This is a genomic window from Caldifarcimen microaerophilum (genome assembly GCF_055387105.1).
The window spans coordinates 1,025,948-1,051,737 of the sequence record NZ_AP038914.1; the positions used below are offsets into that span (position 1 = coordinate 1,025,948).

Consider the following 25,790-nt stretch of genomic DNA (forward strand, 5'->3'; position numbering starts at 1 on the left):
CTGCCTCACAGGCCGGGTCCTTCAGAAATCGAGGGGAATGGCCTGGACGTCCCGCCCCTTGCGAAGAAGAAGGCGATGGCGGTCCTCCTCCCGCGTCCCCTCTGGGAACGGCTTGCCAAAGGGCACGTCCCACCGGGGGTGCTCCGGCGACACTTCCTGAACCAGCCGGGGCGTGCAGGCCGCCAGAATCAGACCCACCAGCCCCAACCACCGGCTCATCTCCGCACCCGCCTCCCGTCACACGTCCACGTCCGCGCATCCAGCGCCAGGGTTTTGAAGAGAAAGAAGATGCCCGTCGTATCCCCATAGGCACAGATGTGCAGGGTATCCGGATCGTTCTCCGCGTATTCGATTGCAAACACCGGTTTTCCCCGGTCTGCGTACCCCACCCGGAAAGTATCACACCAGCCTTCTTCAAAACAGCTCTCCAGAATGGCAAAATCAAAATCCTCGGCAAGGTCCCGGGCAAGGGACGGTGCATTTTTCTGAGCCACCCACAGACCTCTGCGGTGTGCCTGCTCGGCCACCCAGCGGTTATACCGGATCTGGTCTTCCCGTGAAAGGGGAAAGCCCGTGTTGTTCTCAAATCCGTCCATGTTGTCCGGATGGATGCCGTCAAACCCCTTATGGTGGGCAAGATCCAGTCTCCCCTCCATGATAGGTCCCAGGAGATCCAGACGTCGAATATCCAGCCATCGCTCACCGGGCCAGCCCGCATAGGCATTGCCCAGCACTTCGGGCGGAAATGCGTCCGCATCGGGACGCCAGTCTTCCAACGCCCCCACATTCACATACGCGATCACGACTTTTCCCAGACGATGGAGGCTGTCCACAACCTCCGGGGGCGTGCCGAAGAGATCCAGATCATACACCTCTTCCGGACGGGATAGATCCAGGGTCCCGGTATACTGGATGAAATAGGTCCTTCCGGGAAACGAAGGCGCGGGAATGCTTCCTGCCCGTGTGCAGGCAAGAACGGACACAAGCCCGACCGGGACTACAACGAGGCCGATCCGTCCCATCGCCATACAGCAACGGCCCATTTTGCCATGATGCGCTGGCGATGCCGCACGGCTTCTTCATTCCACGTATCGTATTCGGCAACCATTCGGGTGATCTCAAATCGACTCCTGCGATAAATCTCACGTTTTTTCTCAAAAGATAGGTTCTTCGCCTCTCGGTTCAGGTGTTCTTCCAGTAGCGTGAGGTTTCCAATGCGGTGAACCCATGAAACCCCTTCTTCCCTCCACGTTTGCTGCGGGAGAATATGCTCTACCGTGATTTTTGGATCATCCAGACTTTCCACTATGGGTGAAGGACTTTTGCGGGCATGGGCTTCCAGCCCCAGAAGCAAACGTTTGACAACACGGGAGGACTTTCGATTCGGGTTTTGCGCGACGGCAAAAGTTTCTTCAAAGGTCTCATCGTCCAGATAAACGTGGAACCCCAGGAGAACGCGAAAGATTCCATGGGCGTCGGTGGCCTGGTTTTGTCGCACAGCATAGGCTGCTCGCGTAAATGCCTTTTCCAGTTGATTTGGATTTCTTCGGCCAATGGTGAGATACCGCACGGTAACCACAACGGCAAGTCGGACCGCCTGCATCAGCACCTTCCGCCATCTTTCAGGATCTTCCAACCACTTTTCATACAGAGCCAGCAGCAGGGGTGCGGCCTGATGGGCTTGAAAAACATTCAAATCCTGTACGTGGGGAAAACCCCGCTCGGGAAATTCTGCCCAGACTTCGTGCTCGGGCGAAGAGAGGGCTTCGTAAAACCCCGCCACATGCTCCAGTCGTTCAAGGAGCTCCAGTGCATCCTGCGCAGAAATGATCGACTTTCGCAAGGTTCTGTATAACCGCTCCTTGCGCTCTGGATCTTTTCTCTGGCTGTTGACAAAATAGCGTAAAAACTTGGGGAAATCCCTTTCTCCCACAATACTCACGATTCGATTCCACTGCTCCTGCACGAGATCCAGGTCAGCCTCCTGCATCAGAGAAAACAGATAGTTTTTCAGCAGATCCGTGGGTGTGAGTGCAATCCCACGGGCATTGAGGGTTTCGAAAATCACATAGGCACTCAGATCATCGGGGGTGAGAATCTGAGTAAAAAGGGTGAGCTGAAGAACCATTTCCAGAAATGCTGCCACGTCACTTCCCGTATCCTCTGCGAAAGACTCTCGAACCTTCTTCTGGAAAAACTGAAACCCCTTCCACAGCAGTTTGTGAGATGGGTGTCGGGACTGCGTACCGGAAGGAGGCTTCTGGCGTTTCAAAATGTACTGGTTGAAAATCCCGTGATCGGTTCGATTCAGCCGCAGACGCGGTTGGAACAGAAGCTGCACAGGTTCTTTTTCCCCCACAAATCTACGTGTGAAAATCTCCCGACGCTCCCGATTTTTTTCAACATCCACCCCTTTCTGTTCCAGGTGTTCCAGAAAATCGATCACTCCAAGAGCCAGAAGTACAAAGGTTGCAAGACGTTGCTGGCCGTCCACCACCACAAGTGCATCCTGACTTTGCTGGAAGAGCACCACCCCGATGTAGTGATAGGGTTCTTCTCTCTGCCAAAGTCTCCAAAGATCTTCCCACAGGTCTTCCCATTGAGGCTCATCCCAGGAATAGTTTCGCTGGAAGGGGGGCACGTGATAACGCCGGGCATTGCCGAAAATCTCGTGAAGTGTCACCGTGTCCGCCTGAAGAAGGGGCACCGACATCACACGATCACCTTTTCCTCATACACCCCATACACCGATTTCAGGGTTTCGATGATCTCCCCTTCCGTGGCATACACCCGGACGGCATCCAGAATGAAGGGCATCAGATTCCGCCCCTCCTGGGCCGCTTTCTGGAGGTTCTCCAGCGCCCGCCGGACCGCATCGTTGTCCCGCTCGGACTTCACCTTCTGAAGAAAGGCAATCTGCTCCTTCTGAACCTCCATGGGGTCCACCTTGAAGGGCGGAACCTCGATTTTTTCATCGGGATCCACGTATCGGTTCACCCCCACGATCACGAATTCTCCGCTCTCCACCCGGCGCTGGAAGTCATAGGCCGCATCCGAAATCTCCTGAACGAAGAAGCCCTCCTCAATCCCCCTCAGCACGCCGTCCAGGAAGGAACCGTTCCCCATCTCCAGAATCCGGTCAAAATAGGCGTAGGCCTGGCGCTCCATTTCGTCCGTCAGCGCCTCAACGTAATAGCTTCCCCCCAGGGGATCCACCACCTGGGCCACACCAGACTCGTGGGCAATCACCTGCTGGGTCCGGAGGGCGATGGTCACCGCCTTTTCGCTTGGGAGCTGAAGGGCTTCGTCAAAGGAGTTGGTGTGGAGGGACTGGGTGCCCCCCAGAACGGCGGCCAGCGCCTCCAGGGCGGTCCGGACGATGTTCACCTCCGGCTGCTGGGCGGTGAGGGACACACCCGCCGTCTGGGTGTGGAACCGGAGCATCCAGGACCGGGGCTTTTTCGCCTTGTAGCGGTTTTTCATCTCCCGTGCCCAGATCCGCCGGGCCGCCCGGTATTTGGCGATCTCCTCAAAGAAGTCCATGTGGGCGTTGAAGAAGAAAGAGAGTTGCGGAGCGAAGTCGTCCACGTCCATGCCCGCGCGGATTCCAGCCTCCACATAGGCAAAACCGTCGGCCAGGGTGAAAGCGAGCTCCTGGGCCGCGGTGGAACCGGCTTCCCGGATATGATAGCCCGATATGGAAATCATGTTGAACTTCGGCGTGTGGGTCCGGGCAAAGTCCAGCATGTCCGTGATGATCTTGATGGAGGGCTCGGGCGGGAAAATCCACTCTTTCTGGGCGTGGTATTCTTTCAGAATGTCGTTCTGCAAGGTCCCCCGGAGTTTCTGGCTGGGCACGCCCTGTTTTTCCCCCACCAGGATATACATGGCATAGATGATGGCGGCGGGGGAATTGATGGTGAAGCTGGTGGACACCTGGTCCAGGGGAATGCCGTCAAAGAGCACCTCAAAGTCCGCCAGGGTGTCCACGGCCACCCCTTCCACCCCCACCTCCCCGTCGGCCATGGGGTGATCGGAGTCGTATCCCATGAGGGTGGGCATGTCAAAGGCGGTGGAGAGCCCGGTCTGGCCCTGCTCCATCAGGAACTTGAACCGGGCGTTGGTGTCCTTCGCCCGGCCAAAGCCCGCAAACTGGCGCATGGTCCAGACCTTTCCGCGGTACATGTTGTAATACACCCCCCGGGTGAAGGGGTATTCCCCGGGGAATCCCAGGTTTTCCAGATACCCCTTTTCCGACGTGTCCACATCCAGGGGGGTATAGAGGAGTTTCACCGGCACGCCGGACAGGGTGAGATACCGCGGCGCCTGATCCCGGGAGTTCTCTTCCCGGCGTTTCTTCCATGCCTCATAGGCTTTTTTCAGTTCCTCCATCCCGGAACCTCCTTCCTGCTTGCTTGAATTCAGAAACGAACCCGGATCTCCCGAACCGGTTTGTGTCCTCCCAGTTCGACGGGAAAGTTGTAGATCTCCATCACCCCTTCTTCCAGGGCGTGCTCCAGGAGATACCACCCCAGTGCCCACAGGAAGGGGATCTTGAACTCATAGGGTTTTTCCCAGTAGAGATGGACGGTGGCCCGACGGGCGAACTGGACCAGACTGGCTGCGGCCACCAGCCATCCCTCCATCCGCAGAAGGAAGAGTTTGAGCCACCCTTTCTGGGCAAGGAGGGGATACACCATGGAGAGAAAGGCGCGGTCTATGAAGGAAAGGTCCAGGGGATCCAGGAAGAGGTCCAGTGCCTCCATCACCGCACCCGGAGAGACCAGGATCTCGAGCTCCACATCCCGTAGGCGGGCGGCTTTCAAAAACTTTTTCCGGAGATGGTGGTTGCGGATCTGATAGGCGAGCTGATCCACGGATCCCACATCGCCGAGGCTGGAGAGCACCCGCACCTGACCGATGGCGTGGTTGTCGATGTTCTCCAGGGCCAGCGCCTCATCCCACACGGGCAGGAGGATCTCGCCCTGGGGATGTCCGGCCAGGGCCAGTGCATGATCCCACAACGCCCGGAGAGTGCGGGGGACGTCCCGGTTGGGAACGGGCAGGCGCCAGAGGGGCGAAAGGGGATAGGGCGCCAGCGCCGGAACCACCTTCCAGGTTCCGTCTTCGGCTTCCAGAAACTCAATCAGGAAATGCTGCTCCCCCACCCGGGTTTCGGCCCGGGCATGGAACAGGTCCCCCGTGTATCCATACAGATCCGCGGACATCCCCATCCACTGGGGGCTCATGGTGAAATACACCGCCTCCTCCTGGAGGCGAGAGAGCCCCTCCTCCCAGCGGGGGGCCACCTCCCAGATCTCATCCAGGGAAACCACACGGGAGAGATGGAGATTCATGGCCCTCAGAAGCGGAGATCCTCCGGCTTCAGACCGGGATTGAGTTTCACATCCCGGTACCGCACCTGGTGGGTCAGGTTCCCTTCCGCGTCAAAGGCTTCAAATCCAAGGGGAAGGTGGGTTTTCGCATCCAGATAGAGTTTCATGGTCGTCTCTTTGTACGGATTTTCCGGAATGCCCGTGGCGAAGAGCACCAGCGTGTCGCCTTTCTCCTCCAGGGCCACGCTGTCCGCTTTGTCCACATATTCTTTCCAGGAGTCCAGCAGGAAAAACCAGGACGTTTCGTCAATCCGGTGACCCCGGACACTTTTCACCCGTTTGTCATCCGGGGTGAGGGTGAGACGGACCACGGAGAGCAGACCGGGCTTCCGTCCCCGGACCTTGCCAGTGGTGGGATCATAAAAGGCTTCGCCCGCGGGTCCCTTGATGACCTTCATCTTGACATACCCGGGCTTCACAAAGGAATATTCATAGGTTTTCCGCTCTTCCTCCCCGTTGAATCCGAGGGCAAAACTCTCCAGAATGCAGGTGTAGGATTCCACGCCCGAAAGGGCCTGTTCCATGGCGGCCACGGCCTCCCGAACCTTCGCCCTCGGATCCGGAGCCGTATCCGATGCGGGGGCCGCTTCCTGCAGAGCGGCGAAAAGGAAAAGTGCGGTCAGGACTCCTCCCATGGTTCACCTCCTGTTGGGTCCGAACCGGACCCTTTCAGGGCCCGGAACCGTGTTTCGTCCAATCTCCCAAAACCATGTCTCATGCACCCGATCATCTTCCTGATCCCATGCACCCCCAGGGGAAAGAAGGTTCCCCGATGAGACAACGCTCCGTCCGGTATTCCCATGGGGAGCGCGTGAGATTGCAAACCCGGTGTCCCGTCGTCTTCCGCCGGAGAAAGAACCAGGCCCCTCTGCGGCGAGGAGAAGGGCAATCCCGCCAGCAAGGCCCTTCATTCTCTCTCCTCCGGATGATCCCCCCGCGCCCGGTTCACGAGCCACAGGCCCAGGGAAGCCACGCCCACCGCCACCCCCAGGGCAGCCCATGCGAGGATACGGGACGGCTTTTCTTCCCGCAGAGGGTCATAAAACACCCGGAGGACCATCTCATCGCCTTCCATCCGGGTCCAGACATGGGGACGGAGGGTGCTGGAATCCAGGAGCACCTCGTCGGTGATGTCCTCCTCCCGGTGGCGGAGGCGAAGGAGTGCCGCGTCCTCCCGCAGCACCTCCGGCTCGTTCCAGGAGCGAATTCGCCGAAGAAGGGCACTCCAGGTGAGGTCCTCCAGTCGGATCCCCCTCGCGACCTGGGGCGAGAGGTCGGCGATTTCCTCCCGGAGGGGATAGGAGCGGGACACCCTCCAGAACAGACCCCCGGCATCCCGGATCCAGGTTGCCCCTTCCCACGGTCCTTTCGTCACCCGGAAACGCACCTCGCCGATCCCGGGAAATTCCTCCAGAATGGCCTCCAGGCGAAGCCTGCCCCGCAGGGTCACACCTTCGGCGCGCACCCGGCAGGTGTATGGACGCAGAAGGTTCTGAGCGTTCAGCCGATCAACCACCGCGTGCATAGACCCTCCTCCCGGAAAGGATACTGGCTACCGCAAGAACTGTAAAGAAGGCAAGAGCCACCGGCCATCCCGCAAGGCTCACAAGAAGCACCACCCCCCCCGCGGTCAGCACCCCCAGGCTGAGGGCGAGAGCAGCCGGACGAAAGGGAATGCCCAGCACATGGGCCACCAGGCTCCCCGTATAGAGGCCGGTGACGGGTAGGGGCACGGCCACAAAGAGGAACAGCCCCACCAGGCCCCACCGGCGCACGCCTTCCGACTTTTCCCACGCCCTGCGCTCCAGCATCCTCCGGAGGGTGTGCCCTCCCGGAACACGGTCCAGCAGGGCAAACACCAGCCGCCAGCCGGGCAGCAGAAGGGGAAGGGGGAGCAGGTTCCCGAGAACGGCGAGACCATAGGCGGTGAGAGGATGGAAATCGTATCCCCACAGAGCCAGGGGAATGGCGCCCCGGAGCTCGGAGATGGGCAGTGCCGCGAGAACCAGAACCTGAAGGGCTTCAGGCATCCTCAAAGGTGGTCCCGGTTTCAAAGATCTTCTTGTAGCAATACACCACGAGGCCGATCACCACACCCCACGAGAGGAGCATGAACACCAGGGCATCCACACTCATGCCGTCACCTCCTTCCGGGAAAAGGCCCGGTGAACCAGAATTCCGCCCACAAGCAGGATGGTGAGAATATACCCCCGGGTGAGCCAGATGGCCGCGCTGGCCGTGGTCATTTTGCTCCACCATTCCGTGGCAAACCAGCCCCCGATGATGGCCAGGAGCATGAGGGGGGTGACGTATTTCAGGACGGGTTTGAAAAAGGCGGGCATGGGGATATCCGCGCCCTTTTCGATTTCCGCAAAGGCCCGTTCCGCACCGAAAATCCAGATGAAGACGATCACCTCAATCAGGGCGAACAGGGTGATGAAAAAGGTGCCCATCCAGAAGTCCAGTTCGTCCAGGGCTCCATTCACAAAGATGGGAAGATGGGCGGACAGAAACACGAAGGCTCCCACCGTCCAGGCGGCTTTTCTGCGGGAGAATCCGAGTTCGTCTTCCAGAAAGGCCACGGTGGGCTGAGAAAGGGCCACGGATGAGGTGATGCCGGCAAAGAACAGCAGACCGAACCACAGAAAGCCGAACACGTTGCCCAGGGGCATCTGGGAAAGGACGGCCGGCATGGAGAAGAAGCCCAGAGAGAAGGCACCGCTCTGAGCGATGGCCACCGCCCCGGCCACCCCAAAGAAGGCCACGGCTGCAGGAATGGCGATGGAAGCGCCCAGCACCACCTCCACAAATTCGTTCGTAGCCGCCGTGGTGAGACCGGAGAGAACGATGTCGTCTTTCTCCCGGAGATAGGAGGCATAGGTGTGGATGGCGCCCATGCCCACCGAAAGGGTGAAAAAGATCTGACCGGCCGCCGCAAGCCAGATCTTCCAGTCCGTGAGTTTATCAAACTGGGGTTTCCAGAGAAAGTCCATTCCCGTCCAGGGACTCACGTCCGGGGACACGGGATGGCCCAGGGTGAGCACCCGCACCGCCAGGATGATGGCAAACAGAAACAGCGTGGGCATGGCCACTTTGGCCAGGGCTTCAATGCCCTTCGAGATCCCCCGGGCAAGCACCCAGACGTTGAGACAAAGGGTGAGCACAAAAATGCCATAGGCCCAGAGTGAGGGGTGGGCGAAAAACCCGTCCCCGAATCCGGAGAAACTGAGGAAGAAGGCCTTGAACGGTTCAAGAACCTGGGTTACATCCGTGGTGGGGGGAACCTCAGGAAACTTTCCGAACAGAGAAAACAGGGCAAAGGCCAGGGTCCAGGATTCGATGTAGGTGTAATACACCACAATCAGGAGGGGCCCCACAAAGCCGATCACCCCCAGATATTTGGCCACCGGGTGTCCCCACAGGCGGTGGAGCATGCCCGGCGTGCTGCCGTGTCCGAAGGTTCCACCGTATCGCCCGATGGCCCACTCCACCCACATGAGAGGGATCCCCAGAAGGAGAAAGGACACGAAATAGGGGATCATGAAGGCGCCGCCCCCGTTCTGGGCGGCCTGGACCGGGAACCGCAGAAAGTTCCCCAGGCCCACGGCGTTCCCCGCCATGGCGAGGATCAGTCCGATGCGTGTGCCCCACCGCTGCCTCATGCAAACACCTCCCGTTTCACCCACCGGAACAGGGTATCCTTTCCGAGATGCAGAACTTCCTGAACCCATCCATCCTCAAAGGAGAACCGCACCCCCTCCATCCCAGGGCCTTCCCCTGCAATCCAGGGAGCGGAAAACCACAGCACTTCATCCACCACGTCCTCTGAAAGGAGGGACGTCGCCAGTCGGGGGCCCCCTTCCACCAGCACGCTCTGGACCCCCTTCTCTTCCGCAAGCCGACCCAGCACCTCCGGGAGGTTGTGGGGATCCATCGTCCAGATTTCCACACCCTGGGGCTTGCGGGAAGGGGAAGGTGAGATCCAAAGGGTGGGCGGTGGTGTCCGGAAGAGATGCAGGTCCGGAGAAAAGGACGACCCCCCCAGGAGGATTCGGAGGGGAGGACGGAAGGCATAGACAGCCCGGGGGGTGAGCTGTGGGTTGTCCGCCCGTGCCGTCCCGGCCCCCACCATCACCGCGTCCACCTCTCCCCGGAGCCGGTGGACAAAGGCCCGGGCTTCCCCAGAGGTAATCCACCGCCTGTGGGGGGAGGCCAGGCGTCCATCCAGGGTGACGGCGAGTTTCAGGATAACATAGGGGCGCTTTCGCTCGTGAAAGGTGAAGAAATACCGGTTCTGATAGCGGGCGATGGGATGACCCAGCCCCACCTCAACGGTGAGGCCTGCCTCCCGCAATTCCTGAACACCCCGTCCGGCCACGCGGGGATGGGGGTCCAGGGTGGCCACCACCACCCGCCGGATTCTGGCGTCCCGGATGGCCCGGGTGCAGGGCGGGGTGGTGCCGTGAAAGTTGTGGGGTTCCAGGGTGACGAACAGGTCCGCCCCCCGGGCGTGTTCCCCGGCCTCCTGGAGGGCCCGGATCTCGGCATGAAGATCGCCCTTCTGACGATGGTAGCCCACACCCACCACCCGGCCTTTCTGCACCACCACCGATCCCACCAGGGGGTTGGGAAACGTGCGGCCCCTCCCGAGTTCAGCAAGCCGAAAGGCAAGACCCATGAACTCGACGTCAGGTGACCAGGGTGAAGGCGGCCCGCTCCAGTTTGCCCACGCCCCGCCGGGGCCGGAGACGATCCAGCGGTCCAGGTTTGAAAAGCTTGCGGAGTTCATCCAGGTGTTCCTCGGCCTCCATCCGCCCTTTGAAATACAGATATTGCCAGAGATCAAATTCGTGCCAGGCCACATCCCCAAGTTCGGGCTGGAGGAGGAGATCGGCCTGGGAAAGGTCCTCCAGAACCAGACGTTCGCTGGCGAGATCCCTTACACGGTTCAGAATTTCAAACGCGGAAGAGAAGGTCTCCTGCAAGGGGGGATGATAGGAAACGTCCACGGCGAGCACCCGATCCGCTCCGAGAGACCGGGCAATCCGCACCGGAACCTTGGCCGTAATTCCGCCATCCACCAGGAGAAACCGGTCGATTTCCACCGGCGGGAAAATCCCCGGAATGGACATGCTGGCCAGGACTGCCCGGGCCAGCGGACCCGATCGGAAAACCACATCCCGGCCCGTCCGGAGATCCAGCGCCACCGCCGCGAAGGGAATCTTGGTGTCCCGGAAGGTGGCATGTCGGAACAGCATGTCCAGGCTGGCCTCCACCGCGGGGTCCTCCATCACCCCCTTTCGGGTGAGGGTGGGAAGAATCATCAGAAATCGCCGGGCAGACTCAAGAGGAGCGGTGACGGCCAGACCGGAACGGGGCGGTGGCTTCCGGGAAAGGCGGTCCGCCTTTCGGACCACGATCCGGAAAGTTTCCGAATGGAAGAGGGTGCGCAGACGAGCAAAGGCTTCCTGCACGCTCCCGGTGAGGGCATAGAGCCCCCCCACTATGGCGCCGATGCTCGTGCCGATCACCGCGTCCGGCTGGAGCCCCTCCCGTTCCAGCACCTCCAGCACCCCCACATGGGCCATTCCCCGGGCGCCCCCACCCCCGAGCACCGCAACCACGCCGCCAAACGGTCTAATGTCCTCCATGGCCCATCACGGCGATCACCTTCACCACGCCCCAGGCCAGCGCGAAGAGCACCAGCTGCCCCACCACATAGCCGACATTTTTCAGCCCGTCCATAGCCTGAACTCCTTTTTTCCCGATATTATACCCGAGGACCACCGGACCGTCGAGGGCAAGAGCTGAAGTTCACCCATGAGTTCGGACACCCCCACCGAATGCACTCCACGCGGTTTTCTTCGGAAAACCGCGTGGAGACTCCCGAACGTAGAGGATTTCTCCTGAACGCTAACGGGGTATCCCCCTCCCCTGGCGGGAGGGGCTGGGGGAGGGGGCCGTGAACGTCTTCGATCGCGAAATCCGGACCCGGATTGTGAGCATCGTATCCAAACACATGGTGAACTTCAGCCCGCAGTTCTTGACATTTCCTTATTGCTTCGATATCATATTAATTGACAAGAAACATCCACTGAACAAGGAGGTGAACCATGGCACGGGACATTTTTCCGGTGGATCCCTTCCGGGAGCTCATGAGCATCCGGGAGGAACTGGATCGTCTGTTCAACACCCTGGCCACGGGACGCCCGACCCGGGAAGGGCGGGAGGCCCTGTGGCTTCCGGCGGTGGATGTGGAGGAAACGGAAGATGCGGTGATCGTGCGGGCGGAGATTCCCGGGATGGAGAAAGACGACATCAAGGTGACCATCACGGACGACACCCTGGTGATCTCCGGCGAACGCCGGGAAGAGAAAGAGGAAAAGGAGAAAAATTACCATCACCGGGAGATCTATTACGGCAAGTTCTACCGGGCGGTGCGCCTGCCGGTGGACGTGGACCGGGAGAAGGCGAAAGCCTCCTACAAACAGGGCATCCTGGAGATCGTCCTTCCCAAGAGCGAGCGGGTCAAGCCCCGGACCATTGACGTGGAAGTGAAGTGAAGCGTTCGTTGCACGCGATGAGGGTGGGGTCCTGTGGACCCCACCTTTGTTTTGTGTGAGATAAATCACACACACGGCGGGCTCAAATGCGTATAATAGACACATCCAGATGGGTTCATGCTGTTGAGGGAACCGCACAAGGAGGTCACCATGCGAAGCGTTTCCCGAACCCTCTGGATCTCCCTTCCCCTCCTCGCAGGGGCACTTCTCACCGCGTGCAGAGGAGAGCAGCCCGCAGAAGAAACCTCGGAACCCTTCCGAACCCTCGGATACATGATCCTGGCCGGAACGGGCACCGGCGTTCGAGGAACGTGGACGGCGATCCCCATCCTGCTGCGAAACACCCGTGTCCTGACCGCGTGCGGCCTCCCCGCCGACACTCTGCAAATTCAGGATGGAGATGGAGACGGCCTTCCCCGGGAAAGCATCACCTTGCACGTACAGTGCGACACGCAGGTGGACCTGGACATGGGTCTGACCCTTCAGATCACCCTGGCAAACCCTTCCGGTGGCCCTGTCACCCTGTTGCTTCAGGATGACAACGATTCGCTGTTCGGCTTCGGACGCATTTTGTTGAGGGACACCCTTCAGGGATCGTATCGTCTTCTGGGGGGAGATTCCCTCGATGTGCAGGCAACGTTCCAGTTTGCTCCCGTGGACTCAGGAGGAGGTTGGGTTCTCAGCGGGTTGGAAGAAGACTCTCTCGGACCCTGGCTTGCCTATGAGACTCAGCGGTTGACCATCACCATGGATCCGGGATTCTCTCCGCTTCAGCATTTTGTCCTCCATCCCGACTCTCTGGTGATTCGCATCGCCCCCCAGCCGGATCGGGTGGAACCTTTTGAGGGCGCCCTCACCTTTTTCGTGAGTGGGAAACTTGGGGAGATCCGCCGCGGACCGGTGGGCGGACACCCGGAATACACCGCACAGGACCTCTCCATCAGGCTGCAGTCCCTCCAGGCCATGCCCACCGATTCCCGCGGCGTGGTGCAGGGAGGCACGGTCCGCATGGAAGTGATGCAGGGAGAATCGCGGACAATACGAGAAAGCGATATCTACGCGATCATTGAGAATGGATCCTCACAGGCTTAACCCTCCTGCAGGAGGCAGGGGCTTCAAACAAGGAGGTGGATGATGGTAGGGGTTGCCTCGCTCATCCTCCTCGCCTGGGGAGGGCTGTCGGGAGGGGAACGCGTCCTGGGAGGCGTCGACTCCCTCAACGTCCACACCGTCAGCACCTGGGGAAGCCGGGGAGGCCCCTATGCCCGGGTCGTGGATCCCGGAGGAACACGGCTGATCACCACAGCCAACCGAAGTGTGGAAATCTGGGATCTCACCCAGCCGACATCTCCCCAGCGAGTGGGAACGATTCAGCGGTGGCCGGTGATCCGCGGCGTGGCCTATGATGCTTCTCGAAATTTTCTCTTCCTCGCCCTTGAGGATTCCACCCTCGAAGCGTGGGATGTCTCCGACCCGGGTGCCCCCTCAAGGCTCACCGTTTTCTCCGTTCCCTACCTGCCGATGGACCTCGCACTGCTTGGAAACAACGGGGTTGTGGTGGTTGCAGCGGGAGACTCCGGTCTGCGCATCGTTCAACTGGTGGATGTCAACAACCCCTCCAACCCTCCCACAGAACTCGGATCCTGGCTCCCCTCGTCCGGTCTGGTGGTGCGGGTGGAAACCCTCGGGGACACCGCGGTGGTGGGAACGGCTTTTCCCGATCAGCTGAACACTGTGGACCTATCTTCGCCTGCTTCCCCCTCTCTGCTTGGTAGCCTTGCCCTCACCAACAGTCCGGTGGATATGGCGGTGTCCGGGACCAGAGCGGTGGTAAGCGGGACCACCGAACTCGCCATTGTGGACCTGAGCAACGTGAATGCACCTTCCATTGTGGGCACCTATTCAGGAAGCTTTGCCGACATTGCTCTCCGGGGGGACACCGTGTTCACCCGAAAGGCAGGCCAATACCCCTCACCGGATAGCCTTTTCGCACTGGATATCATCCATCCATCATCGCCCACGCCACTCTGGGCCCTGGAAGGAGGGTTCTTCTTCCTGCGTGTTCACCCCAGCGCCCCCGTGCTGTACGCAACGGAGTTTATCCCTTTGATCTCCTCCTATCGGATTGTTGCCCTGGATTTCTCGGGTGCACCCGTGGCCATCCAGCCCTTTGGCTCGCACATCGCCTCACCCGCCGGCGCTGCCCTTGGCGGAACCCGTGCTCTGGTGTGCGGCTATTATGATCCCTTCGTTGAAATCATCGACCTTTCCGACACGTCACAACCGGCGGATCTGGGGGGGTTCCAGACGGGCTTTCTGGCACAGTCCACCTGTGAATACGATGGCAACCGTGCGGCCATCGCTGGGTTCAAAAACGGCAATCTGGACGTGGAAATCTATGATCTTTCCAATCCCGTATCTCCTGCACTTCTCGGTTCCTTCTCCCTCCAGAACTCCAACGTTCTGGGCCTTTTCCTTCGAGGCAATCGGCTGTACGAAAGCGGAGATGCGGGCATCTTTATCTGGGACGTGACCGATCCTTCCCAGCCCACCCTCCTCGGTCAGTATCCGGTGGTGGGAGGGGTGGCTCAGCTCCGTTTCTGGAAACCTGACACCCTGGTGGTGGCTTCCTTCAATGGGGTGGTTGAGCTCGTGGACGTGAGTGATCCCACGTCACCGACCCAGGTGAGTGTGGCGTACAACGCGGGACAGCAGGTGTATCCCTTCTCGGTGGGGATCGATGGGAACCGCCTTCTCGTGGGTGTGGACACGGAACTGGTGGTGGTGGACATCTCCAATCCATCGTCCCCTCAACCGCTGGGGTCCACCGTTCTCCCCTACAGGCTGTACGATGTGCAGGGGGGTGGACATCCCGGTGTGTCCTATGCCTATGTGGCCGCAGGGGACTCTGGACTTCGGGTGCTTGACGCGTCCAGCCCTTCCGCTGTCCAGGAAGTGGGCCACTTCAGGGTGGGTTCTCTGTGGTTTGGGCGTCTCCTGAAGGTCCAGCCTTCTTTCCGCGTGTGGGTCTGGGGCGATATTCTGCATCTCCTGGGTCTGGATCCCACGCCGGTGGCGGAACGGGGACAGCGTTTTGAGGGGAAGGTCCAGGTGGTTCGGGGGGCTCTGACGGTGCAGGGCGTGCAGGAAGGGACCTTCTGGGTGATGGATGCGCTGGGTCGGAAGGTACACCGTTTGTCGCTCGAAGGAGCGGGTTCCCGCACCCTTCGCCTTGCACCGGGTGTGTATTTCTGGAAACTGGAAGGAAGGACGGGAGCTCGTCGAGGAAGGGCGGTGATTCTGCCCTGATGGCCATCCGGGGGTGGGGCCTTCGCCTCACCCCCCCTTCTCCGAACCGGATCGTTTGTTCAAACAAGGAGGTGTGAGATGGTCCGCAGAAGCCTGAAGGTTGGAGCCCTGATGCTCCTCGCCGCCCTCGCCGCCTGTCAGCGGGACACCGCACCGGAGACCTCCACGCTGGAGGAACCGTTCCGGACACTGGTGTTCCTCATCTATGAACATCTGGGGACCGGACTTCGGGGAACCTTCTTTGTTCCCGCCACCCTGGTGCGGGACCCCCGGGTCTGGCAACAATGCGGGATGGACAGTCTGGCCGTGATGGACCTGGACGGTGACGGCATCCCCCGGAACGCACGCTTTTCCCTGAACTGCCAGGGAAGTGTGCAGGATTCAACCGTTCAGGTGGACTTCACCCTCCGCGGGACCTTTGAGACCCGTGACAACGACAGCCTGTATGGCGAGGGGTGGATCCGTCCTGTGGACACCGTCCGGTTTTCTGCCCACATCCGGGTGGGTGACGTGGCGTGGAGTGATTCCGGTCAGGTGATCCCCCTGGATACCCTGGCCGGATGGTCGGTGGGACGACCGGAATACGGTGCCAATGAGATCGTGATCGGTGAGGATTCCGAAGGCCTCCGGTGGGAATTCTTTTTTGACCGCCTGGTGACTCAGCAGATGGGGGTGGATGTGGATTCGGTGAAACGCACTTTGTATGTGTATAAGGACACCACCCTCATTTCCCTGGACGACTTCTATCAGCCCCTTCAAAAAATTGACTTTCATATGGCCGGTCACATGCTGTCGATCCGCCGGGGCGACTACAAAGGAGATGGAGGATATGAAGGCGGTGACTTCCTCTTTCAGGTCTACTCGGTGGACGGTCCGATGCTCACCCGTGAAGCCGGCGCACCGTATGAAGGTCTGGTGACCCTGGGGGTGAACGAGCGCACGGACGGATCCGACAACGAAAACTGGCGGTTCATCGAGGGAGAACCCATCGTCCAGGATATGATCGAATGATCGGCAGGGCCGGGGACCTCCGGGTCCCCGGCTTCGTTTTTCAGAACGTCTTCTCTTTCTCCTCCTTCCCGTTCCCTCACGACGGTGGGGAAACATCCAGCGTTTCGGCACGCGTTCTGGGGGTCGTTTTCCCTTTCCCGACACCCGCCGGGCCCGTCTTTGAAGGTCTTTCCCGGGCGCGGTATACTTCCCCCCACACGGGAGGTGGACCATGGGATGGATGCTCACGGCCTGGTTTGTCGGAGTGAACCTTCAGGGGAGCACCTTTCAGGGTAACAGCGAGATGACGGTTCTGACCGCCCGGCTGGAAGGGGGCTATCAGGTGGGCCACACGAAGTTTTCGGGGTTTGTCCGAACCGGATACAGTGTCCAGGACACGGTGGTGGTGGCCAACGTGCTGGAAAGTGCCATACAGTTCGATGTTCCCCTCTCTTCCCGGATCGAACTTTTTGCCCTGGCAACCTATTACGCCGACCCCGTGGCCCGTGTGTCCTATCGAAGCGACGGGGGCGCCGGCCTGAAATACCGCTTTCTTGAGGCGCCGGACCGGGAAATCTCCCTGAGCGCGGCCCCTCTTTATGCGGTGGAAAAATACGCGGGCACCGAGCCGAGCCGGGACGTTCGTCTGTCCATCCGTCCCAAGGTGGAGTGGCAAACGGAACAGGGCGTCCGTCTGCTGGGACTTCTCTTCTATAAGCCGGCGGTCTCCACGTGGTCAGATTATCTCCTCCTGGCCACCCTCCGGGTGGAGGTTCCTCTCGGGGCAGGACTTTCCGTGAGTCTGGAGGCCGAGGACCGCTACACCTCCCGCGTTCCTGAAGGCGTGAAACCCAACGATCTCCGGGTCACGGCAGGGATCGCCTGGCGAATGGAACGGGAATGAGTGCCCCCCTGCGTGTGCTTTCCACGAGGGTTTCCCGGGTCGAGCGGGACGGAACCTATCTGCTCCTCGAACTGGAACACCCGGACTTCGGGTCCCTGCTGGAGCCGGGGCAGTTCGTCAACCTTGAAACCCGGGCGGCCGAAGCGCTGGATCCTTTCCTTCTCCGTCCCTTCAGCGTGATGGACGAGGAAGACGGGCGGATCCGGTTGCTGGTGCTCCTTCGGGGGCGGGGAACCCGCTTTCTTTTCGCTCGAAGGCCCAGCGACACCCTCCGCCTTCTGGCCCCTCTTGGGCGTCCTTTTCCCCCAAAGGGCCCCGTGGACCTGGTGGGGGGAGGGAGCGGCATCGCCCCCCTGGTGTTTTTCACCCGGCGGTATCCCGAACGGGTGGCCCGGCTCCGGGTGGGCTTCCGGACCGCACCCCCTGGATTTCTTCGCGAAATCCTGGACGGCCTTCCCGTGCCCGTGGAGATCACCACCGAGGACGGAACTGCGGGGATCACAGGCACCGTCCTGACGGGATGGGAACCCCGGAGTGAGGTGGTCTTCACCTGCGGTCCCCTCCCCATGATGCAGGCGGTGGCGAGGCATGCGGGTGATCGAGAGGTCTGGGTCTCCCTGGAAGAGACCATGGGGTGCGGTTTCGGCATCTGCATGGGCTGCGCCACACCCCTCCGGGAAGGCAGATATGCCCGGACCTGCACCACGGGACCGGTGTTTTCTGCTCACTCGGTCAAGCTTGAGGCCTTGTCCCATGGATAAGGAACGGTTTGCCCGGCAGATCGTTCTGGACGGTGTGGGGGAGGAAGGGCAGAAGCGCCTCCTTTCCGCCCGGGTGGCCGTGGTGGGTCTGGGAGCCCTGGGAAGCCTGCAGGCCGAGCTCCTGGCCCGATCCGGTGTGGGGCATCTGGTGCTGGTGGATCGGGATGTGGTGGAGCGAAGCAACCTTCAGCGCCAGCACCTCTACACGGAGGAAGATGTGGGACTCCCCAAGGTTCACGCCGCCGCCCGGCACCTCCGGGCCATCTGGCCGGAGGTGACCCTGGACCTCCACGCCGTGGATCTTTCGCCCGACAACCTGGACCTTCTTTCCGGCGTCCAGGTGATTCTGGACGGGACGGACAACTGGCCCACCCGGTGGCTTCTCAACGATTTTGCGGTGAGGGAAGGGATCCCCCTGGTGTACGGCGCGGCCCTCCAGCACGAGGGCCTGGCCATGCCCGTGCTGCCCGGTGAAGGTCCCTGTCTGGCCTGCGTGTTCCCTGAGCCCCGGGAAGGCGATGTGGACACCTGTGACCGGGTGGGGGTGCTGAACACGGTCACCACCCTGGTGGCCACCCTCCAGGTCCAGATGGCCCTGCACCTTCTCCTCGGCTGGCCCGTGACCCCCCGCCTGTTTCGGGTGGACCTGAAAACGCTGGAGATTCGCACCTACGGGGTGCATCGCCGGAAGGACTGCCCGGTCTGTGTTCACCACCGCTTTGCGGCCCTTGAGGGCCGGGTTCACGCCCGGAGTGTGTATCTCTGCGGACGAGACACCTTTCAGATCCGCCCCCCTCGCCCCCGATCCCTGGATCTTGCCCGGCTCCGGGAATCCCTCGCTCCCCACGGTTCGGTGGACCTGCGGGAAGGGGTGCTCCGGTTCCGGGTGGACGATGCCGAGATGCTGATTTTCTCGGACGGACGGGCCCTGATCCGTGCCCCTCACATCACGGAAGCCCGTGCCCGAAGCCTGTATCAGCGCTGGGTGGGAGAATGAACGTGATTTTTTTCACGTTCCGTTCGTCCGATCTCGCGTATCTTTTGATGGACGGCGAAAAGAAACAGGAGGATGACCATGCGTGGACTCACCCTCATCCTGCTTCTCCCCGCGGCCCTGCCCGCGGCCCAGACCTTTGACCCCGGAAAGGATCCCTTCCCGGTGGTGACAGAGCTTGCCCTAGGGACCATCGCAGGCCTTTCGGGGGGATTCTATGGCTATGCCTATGCCCGGGGCCGGTGGGGCCGGGGCGTGGACCGGTACAACGATCCCCTCTGGCGGTTTTTCTCCTCCACCGCGAGCATCGGGGGCTTTGCCATCGGCGAGATCTTCGGATCGTCCCTGGGGGTCACCCTCACCGCCCGCTACCTGTATGGCTACCGGTACGGCTCCTTCACCGAGGACTATCTCCGGGCCTTCGGCGGTGCCACAGTGGGAACGATTCTGGGCGCCTTTGCCGGCGCCACCGGGTATGATTCCCGTTCCCTCACCCTCCTCGTGACCGCCTTCATCCTGCCGGCCACCGGCGCCATCGTGGGCTATCACTGGGACTATTTCCGGGATGTGATCTTCGGAAGCGACAACACGTCCACCGGAAGCGGTTCGGTTCAGAACGCGAAGGGACCCATTGTGGTTCCTCTGTTCTCCGCACGGTTCTGATGATGGACCTCGTCGTGGGCGGAGGGGGGCGGACCCTGGAGGTGGTGGAGGCCCTCCTCCGCCAGGGTCGTTCGGTCCGACTCCTGGATGACTTCACCCGGACCCGGTGGGGCGAGGTGGAGGCCCTTCTGTCTCGCATGGGGGAGGGGGTGCGGCGAACGGACGGGGATCTCTGGGCGGTTTCCTGGGGCGAGGTGGCCCTGGAGATTTACCCCGTTCCACCGGACGATCCCTATCACATGGATAAGGTGCTCCGGGGAATTGCCCGGGCCATCTGGGTTCGTCCCATGAACGGCGCGCGGGGACTGTTTCTCGCCCAGGCCGAGCGCTTCTGGAGCCGGGTGCTGGAGGGGAAGGTGGAGGCCCTCTGGATCAGCCCTCCACCCCTTGCCAGACTCCTTTTCGGGGACCTCCCCATCCGGTTTGTGGACAGCCTGGATCAGGGGTCCCGGTAAAGAAGCCACAGGGCCAGAACGAAGAACAACCCGTTGGCCCACCACATCCCCACCACCGGCGGAATGAGCATCCGGTCTCCCAGCTCTTCCCCGGAGATGAGCAGCACATAATACACCACAAACACGAAAAACGCCACGCCGAAGGCCGTCCCGAAGCCGCCCCGCCGCAGGCGCACCGCAAGGGGCGCTCCCAGAAGGACGAACACCAGACAGGCCACGGCCAGGGCGTATTTCTTGTGCACTTCCACCCAGAGCTGAGCGATGCGCTTTTTGTGAATGTTGCGAACGTTGTCCGGAGCCGTGGCCAGTTTCTGTTCGCTCTCCCGGATCTCCTGCAGGAGCATGGCGGTGGTTTTCTCCCGGTCTCCCCGGTAGGCCCGTTCCCGGCGAACCATCCGGGTGTCCAGATCAATCCGGATGCGATAGTGCCCGAAGCGGACGGTGCGCAGGCGATCGGGCATGTCCACATCCGTCTCATAGATCTCCCCCCGGTAAAGGTCCAGGAAGATGGCCTCGTCCGGCAGGGTATAGAATTTCCCGGAATCGGCCATCACCACCCGAAGCCCCTCACCAGGAAGGGGAACCTCCACCACCACCCGCCGGAGCTCCTGGGTCCGCTCATCCACCTTTTCACTGTAGAGGTTCACCTCGCCGATCCGGACAAACACCCCCGGACGGAGCTGGGCCGCGGGCTTTTTCTGATGGACGTCCAGCAGGAGGTTTTTCAGACGGTGATTGGCTTCGGGGAGGATCCGGTCGTTGAAGAAGGCCATCCCCACCGCAAGCGTGATCCCCCAGAGAAGGGGGGCATTCAGCACCCTTCGCAGGGGGATTCCCGCCGCCTTCAGGGCCAGGATCTCCAGATCGGCGGCCAGACGCCCGAACACCAGAAGGGTGCCCACCAGCACCGCCATGGGTATGGTGAGGGCCAGGATAAAGGGGAGGGAATACAACAGGATCTGGAGGACCACCCCCACCGCCACCCCTTTCTTCAAAAACAGATCCAGGAGTTTCACGATCTGGTCCAGGAGGAGGATCATGGTGAACACCGCGAGGCTCCCCAGAAAGGGAAGGGGCATCATCCGGAGGAGATAGCGATCCAGGGTGGTGAACAAGGGGACCCTCACCGTGGACGGAAGAAGAAAAACAGCAGGTTCAGGATCACGGTGAGGAGAAGGGAGACCAGGATGGAGGTTCCCAGGGGAATCCAGACGGTGACCGTGTCCTTCCGGATCACGAAATCCAGCGGGAGACGGCCCCCGACCAGGGAGACCAACCACACCACCGCCCCTGCCAGGAGCAGGAGGGCACCCAGCGCCATGAGCCACAATCCGAGGGAGGTGCCTTCGTTCATCATGCCTCAAAGATAGCCGCTCGCAAGGGAACCGTCAAGGTCCACGCATTGAATGTTCACCTCCCGCGCCGTATCTTTCGGGGGCTATGCACGGAACCCTCACCCTCACCACAGCCCTGGGCGCAGGGGTGCTTTCCTTCCTTTCCCCCTGCGTGTTGCCCCTCATTCCGGGGTACGTGTCCTTCATTACAGGACTTTCAGTGGACGAACTCCGGGGTCGGCTGCCGTTACAGATCGTTCTGGGACGGGTGCTCCTCCGGAGCGTGACTTTCGTGCTCGGTTTCACCCTGATCTTCGTCCTCTCCGGTGCTGCGGCCACCACCCTCGGGCAGTTCCTTCAGGCCCACAAGACCCTCTTTGAAAAAATCGCCGGCGTGGTCATCGTGATCCTGGGCATCCACCTCACGGGCCTCATCCAGATCCCCTTCCTGAACTATGAGAAAAAAGCCTATCTCCAGGGCAACGCCGGCCTGCCCATGGCCTTTCTGGTGGGCATGGCTTTCGCCTTTGGGTGGACTCCCTGCATCGGACCCATTCTGGTGGGCATTCTGGGCCTTGCCGCCACCCAGGACACCGTGCTCCAGGGTATGGGGCTTCTGGGGGTCTATTCCCTGGGTCTGGGCATTCCTTTCATCCTCTCCGCCCTGTTCATCCAGGGATTCTTCGCCTTTTTCGCCCGTGCCCGCCGGTATCTCCGCTGGGTGGAAATCGGCGCGGGTGTGCTTCTTGTGCTGATCGGCCTGGCCATCTTTTTTGGCCAGCTCCAGGTTATCCTGGGATATCTCCCGTCCTGGACCTACAACTTTGTCAAGTGAATTCCGCGGAGGGGTGCCCGAGCGGACGAAGGGGCGCGATTCGAAATCGCGTAGGGGGCGAAAACCCCCTCGAGGGTTCGAATCCCTCCCCCTCCGCCTTCCCGTTCCATGAAGCGGGTTCTCGTTCTCAACGGCCCCAACCTGAACCTCCTGGGTGAGCGGGAGGTGGAGGTGTACGGCCGGGACTCCCTTGAGGCCATCTGCGTCCATCTGGAAGCGCGGGGTCAGGAACTCGGCCTTGCGGTGGAGTGCCGGCAGTCCAACCATGAAGGAGAGCTCCTGGACTGGATCCACCAGGCCCGGGGGACGTTCGACGCCCTGATCATCAATCCGGGTGGGCTTTCCCACACCAGTGTGGCCCTGCGGGACGGCCTCCTTGCCTTTCCCGGTGTGGTGGTGGAGGTCCATCTCTCCAATCTGTGGAAGCGGGAAGCCTTCCGTCAGAACCTTGTGACGGCGGGAGCCTGTGAGGGGGTGATTGCGGGCTTCGGTGCCCTTTCCTATGAACTCGCCCTCTATGCCGTGGCCCGCCGGCTCGGTCGGATGGGATGAAGCTGGGTCTCTCGTTCCTTCGTCCCCCCCGAGCCCTGCCCGAAGATGTGGACCTCCTGATCCTTCCCGCACGGGACACATGGGGGAAGACCTATGACGTGCCCCCGCATCCCCGTGTTCGAGCCACACTCTCGGTGTTCGCCGCCACTCCCCTGGTGAAAGGGGACCCGTCCTATCGGGCCATCTCCCGGGAGGGCCTGCCCGCTCTGCCCGGCGAGGCCAATCCCCGGGATGGCCTGGCCTGGGGATGGGTGTGTCCCCGCCATCCCACCTATCTGGAGGAATATATCCTTCCGGTGCTGGATGGGCTTCAGGTTCCGGTGATCCTCCAGGACTTTCAGTACCCGAAGGAAAACTACTGCTTCTGCGAGCGTTGCCGGGAGGCCTATGCCCGTCGGGGAGAGGTGGACGCCGTGCGGCAGGACACCCTCCACCAGGTTTTTGAGCTTCTTCGCGAACGGATTTCAGGCGAATGCTGGCTCACCCTCCATCCCGCCCCCTGCATTCTGGACCGGTTCGGGCTCCCTCTGGACCTTCTGGAGGCAGTGGACGGTGTGATCGTTCCCATCTATGACCTCACCTATCGCCTGACCTACTGGATGGACGACATCCTGTTTGCCCTTTTCCGGACGGTCCGGAAACCCATCTGGATCGAGATCTACGGGGTGGAGCCGCCGCCGGAGGGCCTGGCCCGGGCGATCGCCACCGTGGCCCGGTATCCCGTGGAGGGTGTGGTGATTTACGGGAACGATCTCAACCGGCTCCGGGAGGTGGGGACACGCCTTCTGGATGACCCCCGAGCGGAAAGGTTTGGCCCGGTCCTGCGGGGCGTGGGAGAGCGTCTCAAAAACCTTTCGCGGGCCTGACCGGATAGGTCCAGAACATCCCGAAAAAGAGCACCGCGATGAGCCCCACCGCGAGCAGGATCTGACCCGCGGGCACGGAGGCCCCGAGATAGCGGGAAAGCAGGGCGGCGAACAGGGTCCCCCCCGCGGTCAGGGACACCACCAGGAGACGCCAGGCGGGAAGCAGGCCCTGCGGAACACGGGTGCGGGCAAGAAAGGTGGCCGCCCCCATGTCCGAGAGAAGGAGGATAACACCCACCACCCCGGCAAGCCAGGACGGAAGGGTGTCCTTATGGGGGATCCAGGTCAGAATCCACAGACCCACGGTGAGAGGGAGAACCCCGAAAAGGAAGGTCTGGGCATAGCGGTTCTCCATCACGTTCATGTCAGCGCTCCCGGTAGGGGGAACCGGCGATTTCCACCGTGTAGTTGGGGGCTTCCCGGGTGATGAGGACGTCGTGGGGATGGCTTTCCCGAACCCCCGCATGGGTGATCTGGATGAACTGCGCCCGCTTCCGGAGCTCGTCCAGGTTCCGTGCCCCCACATAGCCCATGCCGGACCGCAGGCCTCCCACAAGCTGGAACACCACGTCCGACACATGCCCTCGATAGGGGACCACGCCTTCCACTCCCTCGGGAACGAACTTCTGGGTCCCTTCCTGCCCATAGCGGGCCGCACCGCCCTCCGCCATGGCTCCCAGTGAGCCCATGCCCCGGTAGGTTTTGAACCGCCGGCCCCCGATCAGGGCGACCTCACCGGGCGCTTCGTCCGTTCCCGCAAGCAGGCTTCCCAGCATCACGCTGTCGGCACCTGCCGCCAGGGCTTTCACGATATCTCCTGAATAACGGATCCCTCCATCAGCAATGAGGGGAATGCCCGCATCCCGAACCACGCGGGCCACGTCCATGATGGCCGAAAGCTGGGGCACACCCACCCCCGCCACCACCCGGGTGGTGCAGATGGACCCCGGACCCACCCCCACCTTCACCGCATCCACACCCAGCTTCACGAGATCCCGTGCGGCTTCCTCCGTGGCGATGTTCCCCACCACCAGATCCACGTGTTCGGGGAGCAGGGGCCGAAGTTTCTTCACCGTGTCCATCACCCGGCGGGAATGGCCGTGGGCGGTGTCAATCACGATGGCGTCCACACCGGCCATGAGGAGGAGGGGAACCCGCCGCTCCGCGTCCTCTCCCGTGCCCACTGCCGCCGCCACCCGCAGATGGCCTTCCCCGTCCAGGGAAGCGTGGGGGTGTTCCATCTTTTTGAGGATATCCTTCAGGGTAATCAGGCCCTTGAGCCGCCCTTCCGGATCCACAACGGGGAGTTTCTCAATGCCGTGCCGGATGAGCATGCGCTTGGCTTCGTCAATGGTGATCCCCTCGGGTGCGGTGATCACGTCCGTCTTCATCAGGTTGCGCAGGGGGGTGGATTCCTCCGTAATGAACATCACATCCCGGCGGGTCACCAGGCCCACCAGATGCCCGTTCTGAACGATGGGGATGCCGGAGATGCCCTTTTCCCGAATCAGACGCAGGGCATCCCGGACGGTGTGATCGGGGGAGAGGGTGTAGGGGTGTTCGATAATCCAGCTTTCCGAACGCTTCACCTTCCGGACCTCTTCTGCCTGACGTTCCGGTGAGAGATTCCGGTGGATGACGCCGATGCCGCCGAGCTGAGCAAGGGCAATGGCCATGTCCGCTTCTGTCACCGTGTCCATGGCCGCAGAAACGATGGGGAGATGCAGGGAAATGGACCGGGAAAAGCGGGTGGACACATCCACCTCTCCCGGAAGGACCTCTGAATAGCGAGGCAAAAGGAGCACGTCGTCAAAGGTGAGGCCGACCTTCATGGGAAAACGCTCCGGTTTGGAAAGGCACCCGTGGTGGCGGCGGGCGGATTCGAACCGCCGACACAGGGCTTATGAAACCCCCGCTCTGCCACTGAGCTACGCCGCCCCGTGAAAAGAGAGAAAAAAGAAATTGCGGTCAAAAAGGTTGCGGGGGCGGGATTTGAACCCGCGACCTCCGGGTTATGAGCCCGGCGAGCTACCTGACTGCTCCACCCCGCGATGTGTTGCATGGGATAGTATATGCGTTTCCCCGTGGAGCGTCAAGCCCCCGCATTGCCCCATTCAAAATCTACACGAAAAGGCACCGTTGCCTGCCTCATCCCATGGGAAAAAATC

Annotated in this window: 27 protein-coding genes and 3 tRNA genes; 13 read left to right on the top strand and 17 right to left on the bottom strand. The window is 61.3% G+C overall.

The window, feature by feature from the left end:
* Positions 1 to 21: 21 nt before the first annotated feature.
* The 11 genes from AC6HU3_RS04795 to AC6HU3_RS04845 all read right to left on the bottom strand — a co-directional run bounded on the left by AC6HU3_RS04795 (position 22) and on the right by AC6HU3_RS04845 (position 11,047).
* Complete coding sequence (locus AC6HU3_RS04795) at positions 22 to 219, bottom strand: hypothetical protein (protein WP_497536152.1); 198 nt, start codon at positions 217 to 219, stop codon at positions 22 to 24.
* A complete protein-coding gene (locus AC6HU3_RS04800; protein WP_497536153.1) occupies positions 216 to 983 on the bottom strand; it encodes an endo alpha-1,4 polygalactosaminidase in 768 nt (255 codons plus the stop codon). The genes AC6HU3_RS04795 and AC6HU3_RS04800 overlap by 4 nt, the downstream gene beginning before the upstream one ends.
* A gap of 14 nt (positions 984 to 997) precedes the next feature.
* Positions 998 to 2,713, bottom strand: coding sequence for a DUF262 domain-containing protein (locus AC6HU3_RS04805; protein ID WP_497536154.1), 1,716 nt, complete (start codon positions 2,711 to 2,713; stop codon positions 998 to 1,000).
* Positions 2,713 to 4,392, bottom strand: coding sequence for an acyl-CoA mutase large subunit family protein (locus AC6HU3_RS04810; protein ID WP_497536156.1), 1,680 nt, complete (start codon positions 4,390 to 4,392; stop codon positions 2,713 to 2,715). Before AC6HU3_RS04810 ends, AC6HU3_RS04805 begins: the two co-directional genes overlap by 1 nt.
* Before the next feature lie 29 nt (positions 4,393 to 4,421).
* Positions 4,422 to 5,357 (bottom strand): GNAT family N-acetyltransferase, encoded by a 936-nt coding sequence (locus AC6HU3_RS04815; RefSeq protein ID WP_497536157.1) that lies wholly within the window; start codon positions 5,355 to 5,357, stop codon positions 4,422 to 4,424.
* 5 nt (positions 5,358 to 5,362) lie between these two features.
* Positions 5,363 to 6,031: a LolA family protein gene (locus AC6HU3_RS04820; RefSeq protein WP_497536158.1), complete on the bottom strand. Its 669-nt coding sequence runs from the start codon at positions 6,029 to 6,031 to the stop codon at positions 5,363 to 5,365.
* A gap of 272 nt (positions 6,032 to 6,303) precedes the next feature.
* Complete coding sequence (locus AC6HU3_RS04825) at positions 6,304 to 6,921, bottom strand: hypothetical protein (protein WP_497536159.1); 618 nt, start codon at positions 6,919 to 6,921, stop codon at positions 6,304 to 6,306.
* On the bottom strand, positions 6,905 to 7,426 hold the full coding sequence (locus tag AC6HU3_RS04830) for a COG2426 family protein (protein ID WP_497536160.1): 522 nt from the start codon (positions 7,424 to 7,426) through the stop codon (positions 6,905 to 6,907). The genes AC6HU3_RS04825 and AC6HU3_RS04830 overlap by 17 nt, the downstream gene beginning before the upstream one ends.
* A 102-nt stretch (positions 7,427 to 7,528) precedes the next feature.
* On the bottom strand, positions 7,529 to 9,058 hold the full coding sequence (locus AC6HU3_RS04835; RefSeq protein ID WP_497536161.1) for a sodium:neurotransmitter symporter family protein: 1,530 nt from the start codon (positions 9,056 to 9,058) through the stop codon (positions 7,529 to 7,531).
* On the bottom strand, positions 9,055 to 10,185 hold the full coding sequence (gene ribD, locus AC6HU3_RS04840; protein ID WP_497536162.1) for a bifunctional diaminohydroxyphosphoribosylaminopyrimidine deaminase/5-amino-6-(5-phosphoribosylamino)uracil reductase RibD: 1,131 nt from the start codon (positions 10,183 to 10,185) through the stop codon (positions 9,055 to 9,057). The genes AC6HU3_RS04835 and ribD overlap by 4 nt, the downstream gene beginning before the upstream one ends.
* Positions 10,085 to 11,047 (bottom strand): patatin-like phospholipase family protein, encoded by a 963-nt coding sequence (locus AC6HU3_RS04845; RefSeq protein ID WP_497536163.1) that lies wholly within the window; start codon positions 11,045 to 11,047, stop codon positions 10,085 to 10,087. The genes ribD and AC6HU3_RS04845 overlap by 101 nt, the downstream gene beginning before the upstream one ends.
* A gap of 462 nt (positions 11,048 to 11,509) precedes the next feature.
* On the opposite strand from AC6HU3_RS04845, the gene AC6HU3_RS04850 reads away from it, so the two are divergent.
* The 9 genes from AC6HU3_RS04850 to AC6HU3_RS04890 all read left to right on the top strand — a co-directional run bounded on the left by AC6HU3_RS04850 (position 11,510) and on the right by AC6HU3_RS04890 (position 20,035).
* The gene (locus AC6HU3_RS04850; RefSeq protein WP_497536164.1) at positions 11,510 to 11,959 is read left to right on the top strand and encodes an Hsp20/alpha crystallin family protein; all 450 of its coding nucleotides are present in this window, start codon (positions 11,510 to 11,512) and stop codon (positions 11,957 to 11,959) included.
* 150 nt (positions 11,960 to 12,109) lie between these two features.
* Entirely contained in the window at positions 12,110 to 13,051 is a 942-nt protein-coding gene (locus AC6HU3_RS04855) for a hypothetical protein (protein WP_497536166.1), read from the top strand.
* Between the two features lie 42 nt (positions 13,052 to 13,093).
* Positions 13,094 to 15,268: an LVIVD repeat-containing protein gene (locus AC6HU3_RS04860; protein ID WP_497536167.1), complete on the top strand. Its 2,175-nt coding sequence runs from the start codon at positions 13,094 to 13,096 to the stop codon at positions 15,266 to 15,268.
* A gap of 78 nt (positions 15,269 to 15,346) precedes the next feature.
* Entirely contained in the window at positions 15,347 to 16,279 is a 933-nt protein-coding gene (locus AC6HU3_RS04865) for a hypothetical protein (protein WP_497536168.1), read from the top strand.
* A gap of 211 nt (positions 16,280 to 16,490) precedes the next feature.
* The gene (locus AC6HU3_RS04870) at positions 16,491 to 17,162 is read left to right on the top strand and encodes a DUF481 domain-containing protein (RefSeq protein WP_497536170.1); all 672 of its coding nucleotides are present in this window, start codon (positions 16,491 to 16,493) and stop codon (positions 17,160 to 17,162) included.
* The gene (locus AC6HU3_RS04875; protein ID WP_497536171.1) at positions 17,159 to 17,923 is read left to right on the top strand and encodes an iron-sulfur cluster-binding protein; all 765 of its coding nucleotides are present in this window, start codon (positions 17,159 to 17,161) and stop codon (positions 17,921 to 17,923) included. Before AC6HU3_RS04870 ends, AC6HU3_RS04875 begins: the two co-directional genes overlap by 4 nt.
* Entirely contained in the window at positions 17,916 to 18,920 is a 1,005-nt protein-coding gene (locus AC6HU3_RS04880) for a ThiF family adenylyltransferase (RefSeq protein ID WP_497536172.1), read from the top strand. The genes AC6HU3_RS04875 and AC6HU3_RS04880 overlap by 8 nt, the downstream gene beginning before the upstream one ends.
* Positions 18,921 to 18,998: 78 nt before the next feature.
* A complete protein-coding gene (locus AC6HU3_RS04885) occupies positions 18,999 to 19,580 on the top strand; it encodes a hypothetical protein (protein ID WP_497536173.1) in 582 nt (193 codons plus the stop codon).
* Positions 19,580 to 20,035, top strand: coding sequence for a hypothetical protein (locus AC6HU3_RS04890; protein WP_497536174.1), 456 nt, complete (start codon positions 19,580 to 19,582; stop codon positions 20,033 to 20,035). The genes AC6HU3_RS04885 and AC6HU3_RS04890 overlap by 1 nt, the downstream gene beginning before the upstream one ends.
* Here the strand turns inward: AC6HU3_RS04890 and lptF are convergent.
* Together lptF and AC6HU3_RS04900 are read right to left on the bottom strand one after the other, a co-directional pair.
* Positions 20,020 to 21,150: an LPS export ABC transporter permease LptF gene (lptF, locus tag AC6HU3_RS04895; RefSeq protein WP_497536175.1), complete on the bottom strand. Its 1,131-nt coding sequence runs from the start codon at positions 21,148 to 21,150 to the stop codon at positions 20,020 to 20,022. The two genes, AC6HU3_RS04890 and lptF, sit on opposite strands and share 16 nt — an antisense overlap.
* A gap of 8 nt (positions 21,151 to 21,158) precedes the next feature.
* A complete protein-coding gene (locus AC6HU3_RS04900; protein WP_497536176.1) occupies positions 21,159 to 21,392 on the bottom strand; it encodes a DUF2905 family protein in 234 nt (77 codons plus the stop codon).
* An 83-nt stretch (positions 21,393 to 21,475) separates the two neighbouring features.
* Here AC6HU3_RS04900 and AC6HU3_RS04905 point away from each other — a divergent pair, with 83 nt between their 5' ends.
* The 4 genes from AC6HU3_RS04905 to AC6HU3_RS04920 all read left to right on the top strand — a co-directional run bounded on the left by AC6HU3_RS04905 (position 21,476) and on the right by AC6HU3_RS04920 (position 23,622).
* Entirely contained in the window at positions 21,476 to 22,204 is a 729-nt protein-coding gene (locus tag AC6HU3_RS04905) for a cytochrome c biogenesis CcdA family protein (protein WP_497536178.1), read from the top strand.
* Positions 22,205 to 22,211: 7 nt separating this feature from the next.
* Positions 22,212 to 22,300 (top strand) — tRNA-Ser (locus tag AC6HU3_RS04910).
* Between the two features lie 12 nt (positions 22,301 to 22,312).
* Entirely contained in the window at positions 22,313 to 22,756 is a 444-nt protein-coding gene (gene aroQ / locus AC6HU3_RS04915) for a type II 3-dehydroquinate dehydratase (protein ID WP_497536179.1), read from the top strand.
* Positions 22,753 to 23,622, top strand: a complete 870-nt coding sequence (locus AC6HU3_RS04920; protein WP_497536180.1) for a hypothetical protein — start codon at positions 22,753 to 22,755, stop codon at positions 23,620 to 23,622. Before aroQ ends, AC6HU3_RS04920 begins: the two co-directional genes overlap by 4 nt.
* On the opposite strand, the gene AC6HU3_RS04925 is transcribed toward AC6HU3_RS04920, so the two are convergent.
* From AC6HU3_RS04925 to AC6HU3_RS04940, 4 genes are all read right to left on the bottom strand, one after another.
* On the bottom strand, positions 23,600 to 23,986 hold the full coding sequence (locus tag AC6HU3_RS04925; RefSeq protein ID WP_497536181.1) for a hypothetical protein: 387 nt from the start codon (positions 23,984 to 23,986) through the stop codon (positions 23,600 to 23,602). The genes AC6HU3_RS04920 and AC6HU3_RS04925 overlap by 23 nt on opposite strands.
* 1 nt (position 23,987) lies before the next feature.
* Positions 23,988 to 25,454: an IMP dehydrogenase gene (gene guaB / locus AC6HU3_RS04930; RefSeq protein WP_497536182.1), complete on the bottom strand. Its 1,467-nt coding sequence runs from the start codon at positions 25,452 to 25,454 to the stop codon at positions 23,988 to 23,990.
* A gap of 31 nt (positions 25,455 to 25,485) precedes the next feature.
* Positions 25,486 to 25,560 (bottom strand) — tRNA-Met (locus AC6HU3_RS04935).
* A gap of 39 nt (positions 25,561 to 25,599) precedes the next feature.
* Positions 25,600 to 25,673 (bottom strand) — tRNA-Met (locus AC6HU3_RS04940).
* Positions 25,674 to 25,790: the final 117 nt, after the last annotated feature.

What these genes read in the sequence shown, in the direction of transcription:
- AC6HU3_RS04795 (WP_497536152.1), bottom strand. Translation starts at nt 219, where the DNA reads ATGAGCCGGTGGTTGGGGCTGGTGGGTCTGATTCTGGCGGCCTGCACG.
- AC6HU3_RS04805 (WP_497536154.1), bottom strand. Translation starts at nt 2,713, where the DNA reads ATGTCGGTGCCCCTTCTTCAGGCGGACACGGTGACACTTCACGAGATT.
- AC6HU3_RS04810 (WP_497536156.1), bottom strand. Translation starts at nt 4,392, where the DNA reads ATGGAGGAACTGAAAAAAGCCTATGAGGCATGGAAGAAACGCCGGGAA.
- AC6HU3_RS04815 (WP_497536157.1), bottom strand. Translation starts at nt 5,357, where the DNA reads ATGAATCTCCATCTCTCCCGTGTGGTTTCCCTGGATGAGATCTGGGAG.
- AC6HU3_RS04820 (WP_497536158.1), bottom strand. Translation starts at nt 6,031, where the DNA reads ATGGGAGGAGTCCTGACCGCACTTTTCCTTTTCGCCGCTCTGCAGGAA.
- AC6HU3_RS04825 (WP_497536159.1), bottom strand. Translation starts at nt 6,921, where the DNA reads ATGCACGCGGTGGTTGATCGGCTGAACGCTCAGAACCTTCTGCGTCCA.
- AC6HU3_RS04830 (WP_497536160.1), bottom strand. Translation starts at nt 7,426, where the DNA reads ATGCCTGAAGCCCTTCAGGTTCTGGTTCTCGCGGCACTGCCCATCTCC.
- AC6HU3_RS04835 (WP_497536161.1), bottom strand. Translation starts at nt 9,058, where the DNA reads ATGAGGCAGCGGTGGGGCACACGCATCGGACTGATCCTCGCCATGGCG.
- ribD (WP_497536162.1), bottom strand. Translation starts at nt 10,185, where the DNA reads ATGAACTCCGCAAGCTTTTCAAACCTGGACCGCTGGATCGTCTCCGGC.
- AC6HU3_RS04845 (WP_497536163.1), bottom strand. Translation starts at nt 11,047, where the DNA reads ATGGAGGACATTAGACCGTTTGGCGGCGTGGTTGCGGTGCTCGGGGGT.
- AC6HU3_RS04850 (WP_497536164.1), top strand. Translation starts at nt 11,510, where the DNA reads ATGGCACGGGACATTTTTCCGGTGGATCCCTTCCGGGAGCTCATGAGC.
- AC6HU3_RS04855 (WP_497536166.1), top strand. Translation starts at nt 12,110, where the DNA reads ATGCGAAGCGTTTCCCGAACCCTCTGGATCTCCCTTCCCCTCCTCGCA.
- AC6HU3_RS04860 (WP_497536167.1), top strand. Translation starts at nt 13,094, where the DNA reads ATGGTAGGGGTTGCCTCGCTCATCCTCCTCGCCTGGGGAGGGCTGTCG.
- AC6HU3_RS04865 (WP_497536168.1), top strand. Translation starts at nt 15,347, where the DNA reads ATGGTCCGCAGAAGCCTGAAGGTTGGAGCCCTGATGCTCCTCGCCGCC.
- AC6HU3_RS04870 (WP_497536170.1), top strand. Translation starts at nt 16,491, where the DNA reads ATGGGATGGATGCTCACGGCCTGGTTTGTCGGAGTGAACCTTCAGGGG.
- AC6HU3_RS04875 (WP_497536171.1), top strand. Translation starts at nt 17,159, where the DNA reads ATGAGTGCCCCCCTGCGTGTGCTTTCCACGAGGGTTTCCCGGGTCGAG.
- AC6HU3_RS04880 (WP_497536172.1), top strand. Translation starts at nt 17,916, where the DNA reads ATGGATAAGGAACGGTTTGCCCGGCAGATCGTTCTGGACGGTGTGGGG.
- AC6HU3_RS04885 (WP_497536173.1), top strand. Translation starts at nt 18,999, where the DNA reads ATGCGTGGACTCACCCTCATCCTGCTTCTCCCCGCGGCCCTGCCCGCG.
- AC6HU3_RS04890 (WP_497536174.1), top strand. Translation starts at nt 19,580, where the DNA reads ATGATGGACCTCGTCGTGGGCGGAGGGGGGCGGACCCTGGAGGTGGTG.
- AC6HU3_RS04900 (WP_497536176.1), bottom strand. Translation starts at nt 21,392, where the DNA reads ATGATGAACGAAGGCACCTCCCTCGGATTGTGGCTCATGGCGCTGGGT.
- AC6HU3_RS04905 (WP_497536178.1), top strand. Translation starts at nt 21,476, where the DNA reads ATGCACGGAACCCTCACCCTCACCACAGCCCTGGGCGCAGGGGTGCTT.
- aroQ (WP_497536179.1), top strand. Translation starts at nt 22,313, where the DNA reads ATGAAGCGGGTTCTCGTTCTCAACGGCCCCAACCTGAACCTCCTGGGT.
- AC6HU3_RS04920 (WP_497536180.1), top strand. Translation starts at nt 22,753, where the DNA reads ATGAAGCTGGGTCTCTCGTTCCTTCGTCCCCCCCGAGCCCTGCCCGAA.
- AC6HU3_RS04925 (WP_497536181.1), bottom strand. Translation starts at nt 23,986, where the DNA reads ATGAACGTGATGGAGAACCGCTATGCCCAGACCTTCCTTTTCGGGGTT.
- guaB (WP_497536182.1), bottom strand. Translation starts at nt 25,454, where the DNA reads ATGAAGGTCGGCCTCACCTTTGACGACGTGCTCCTTTTGCCTCGCTAT.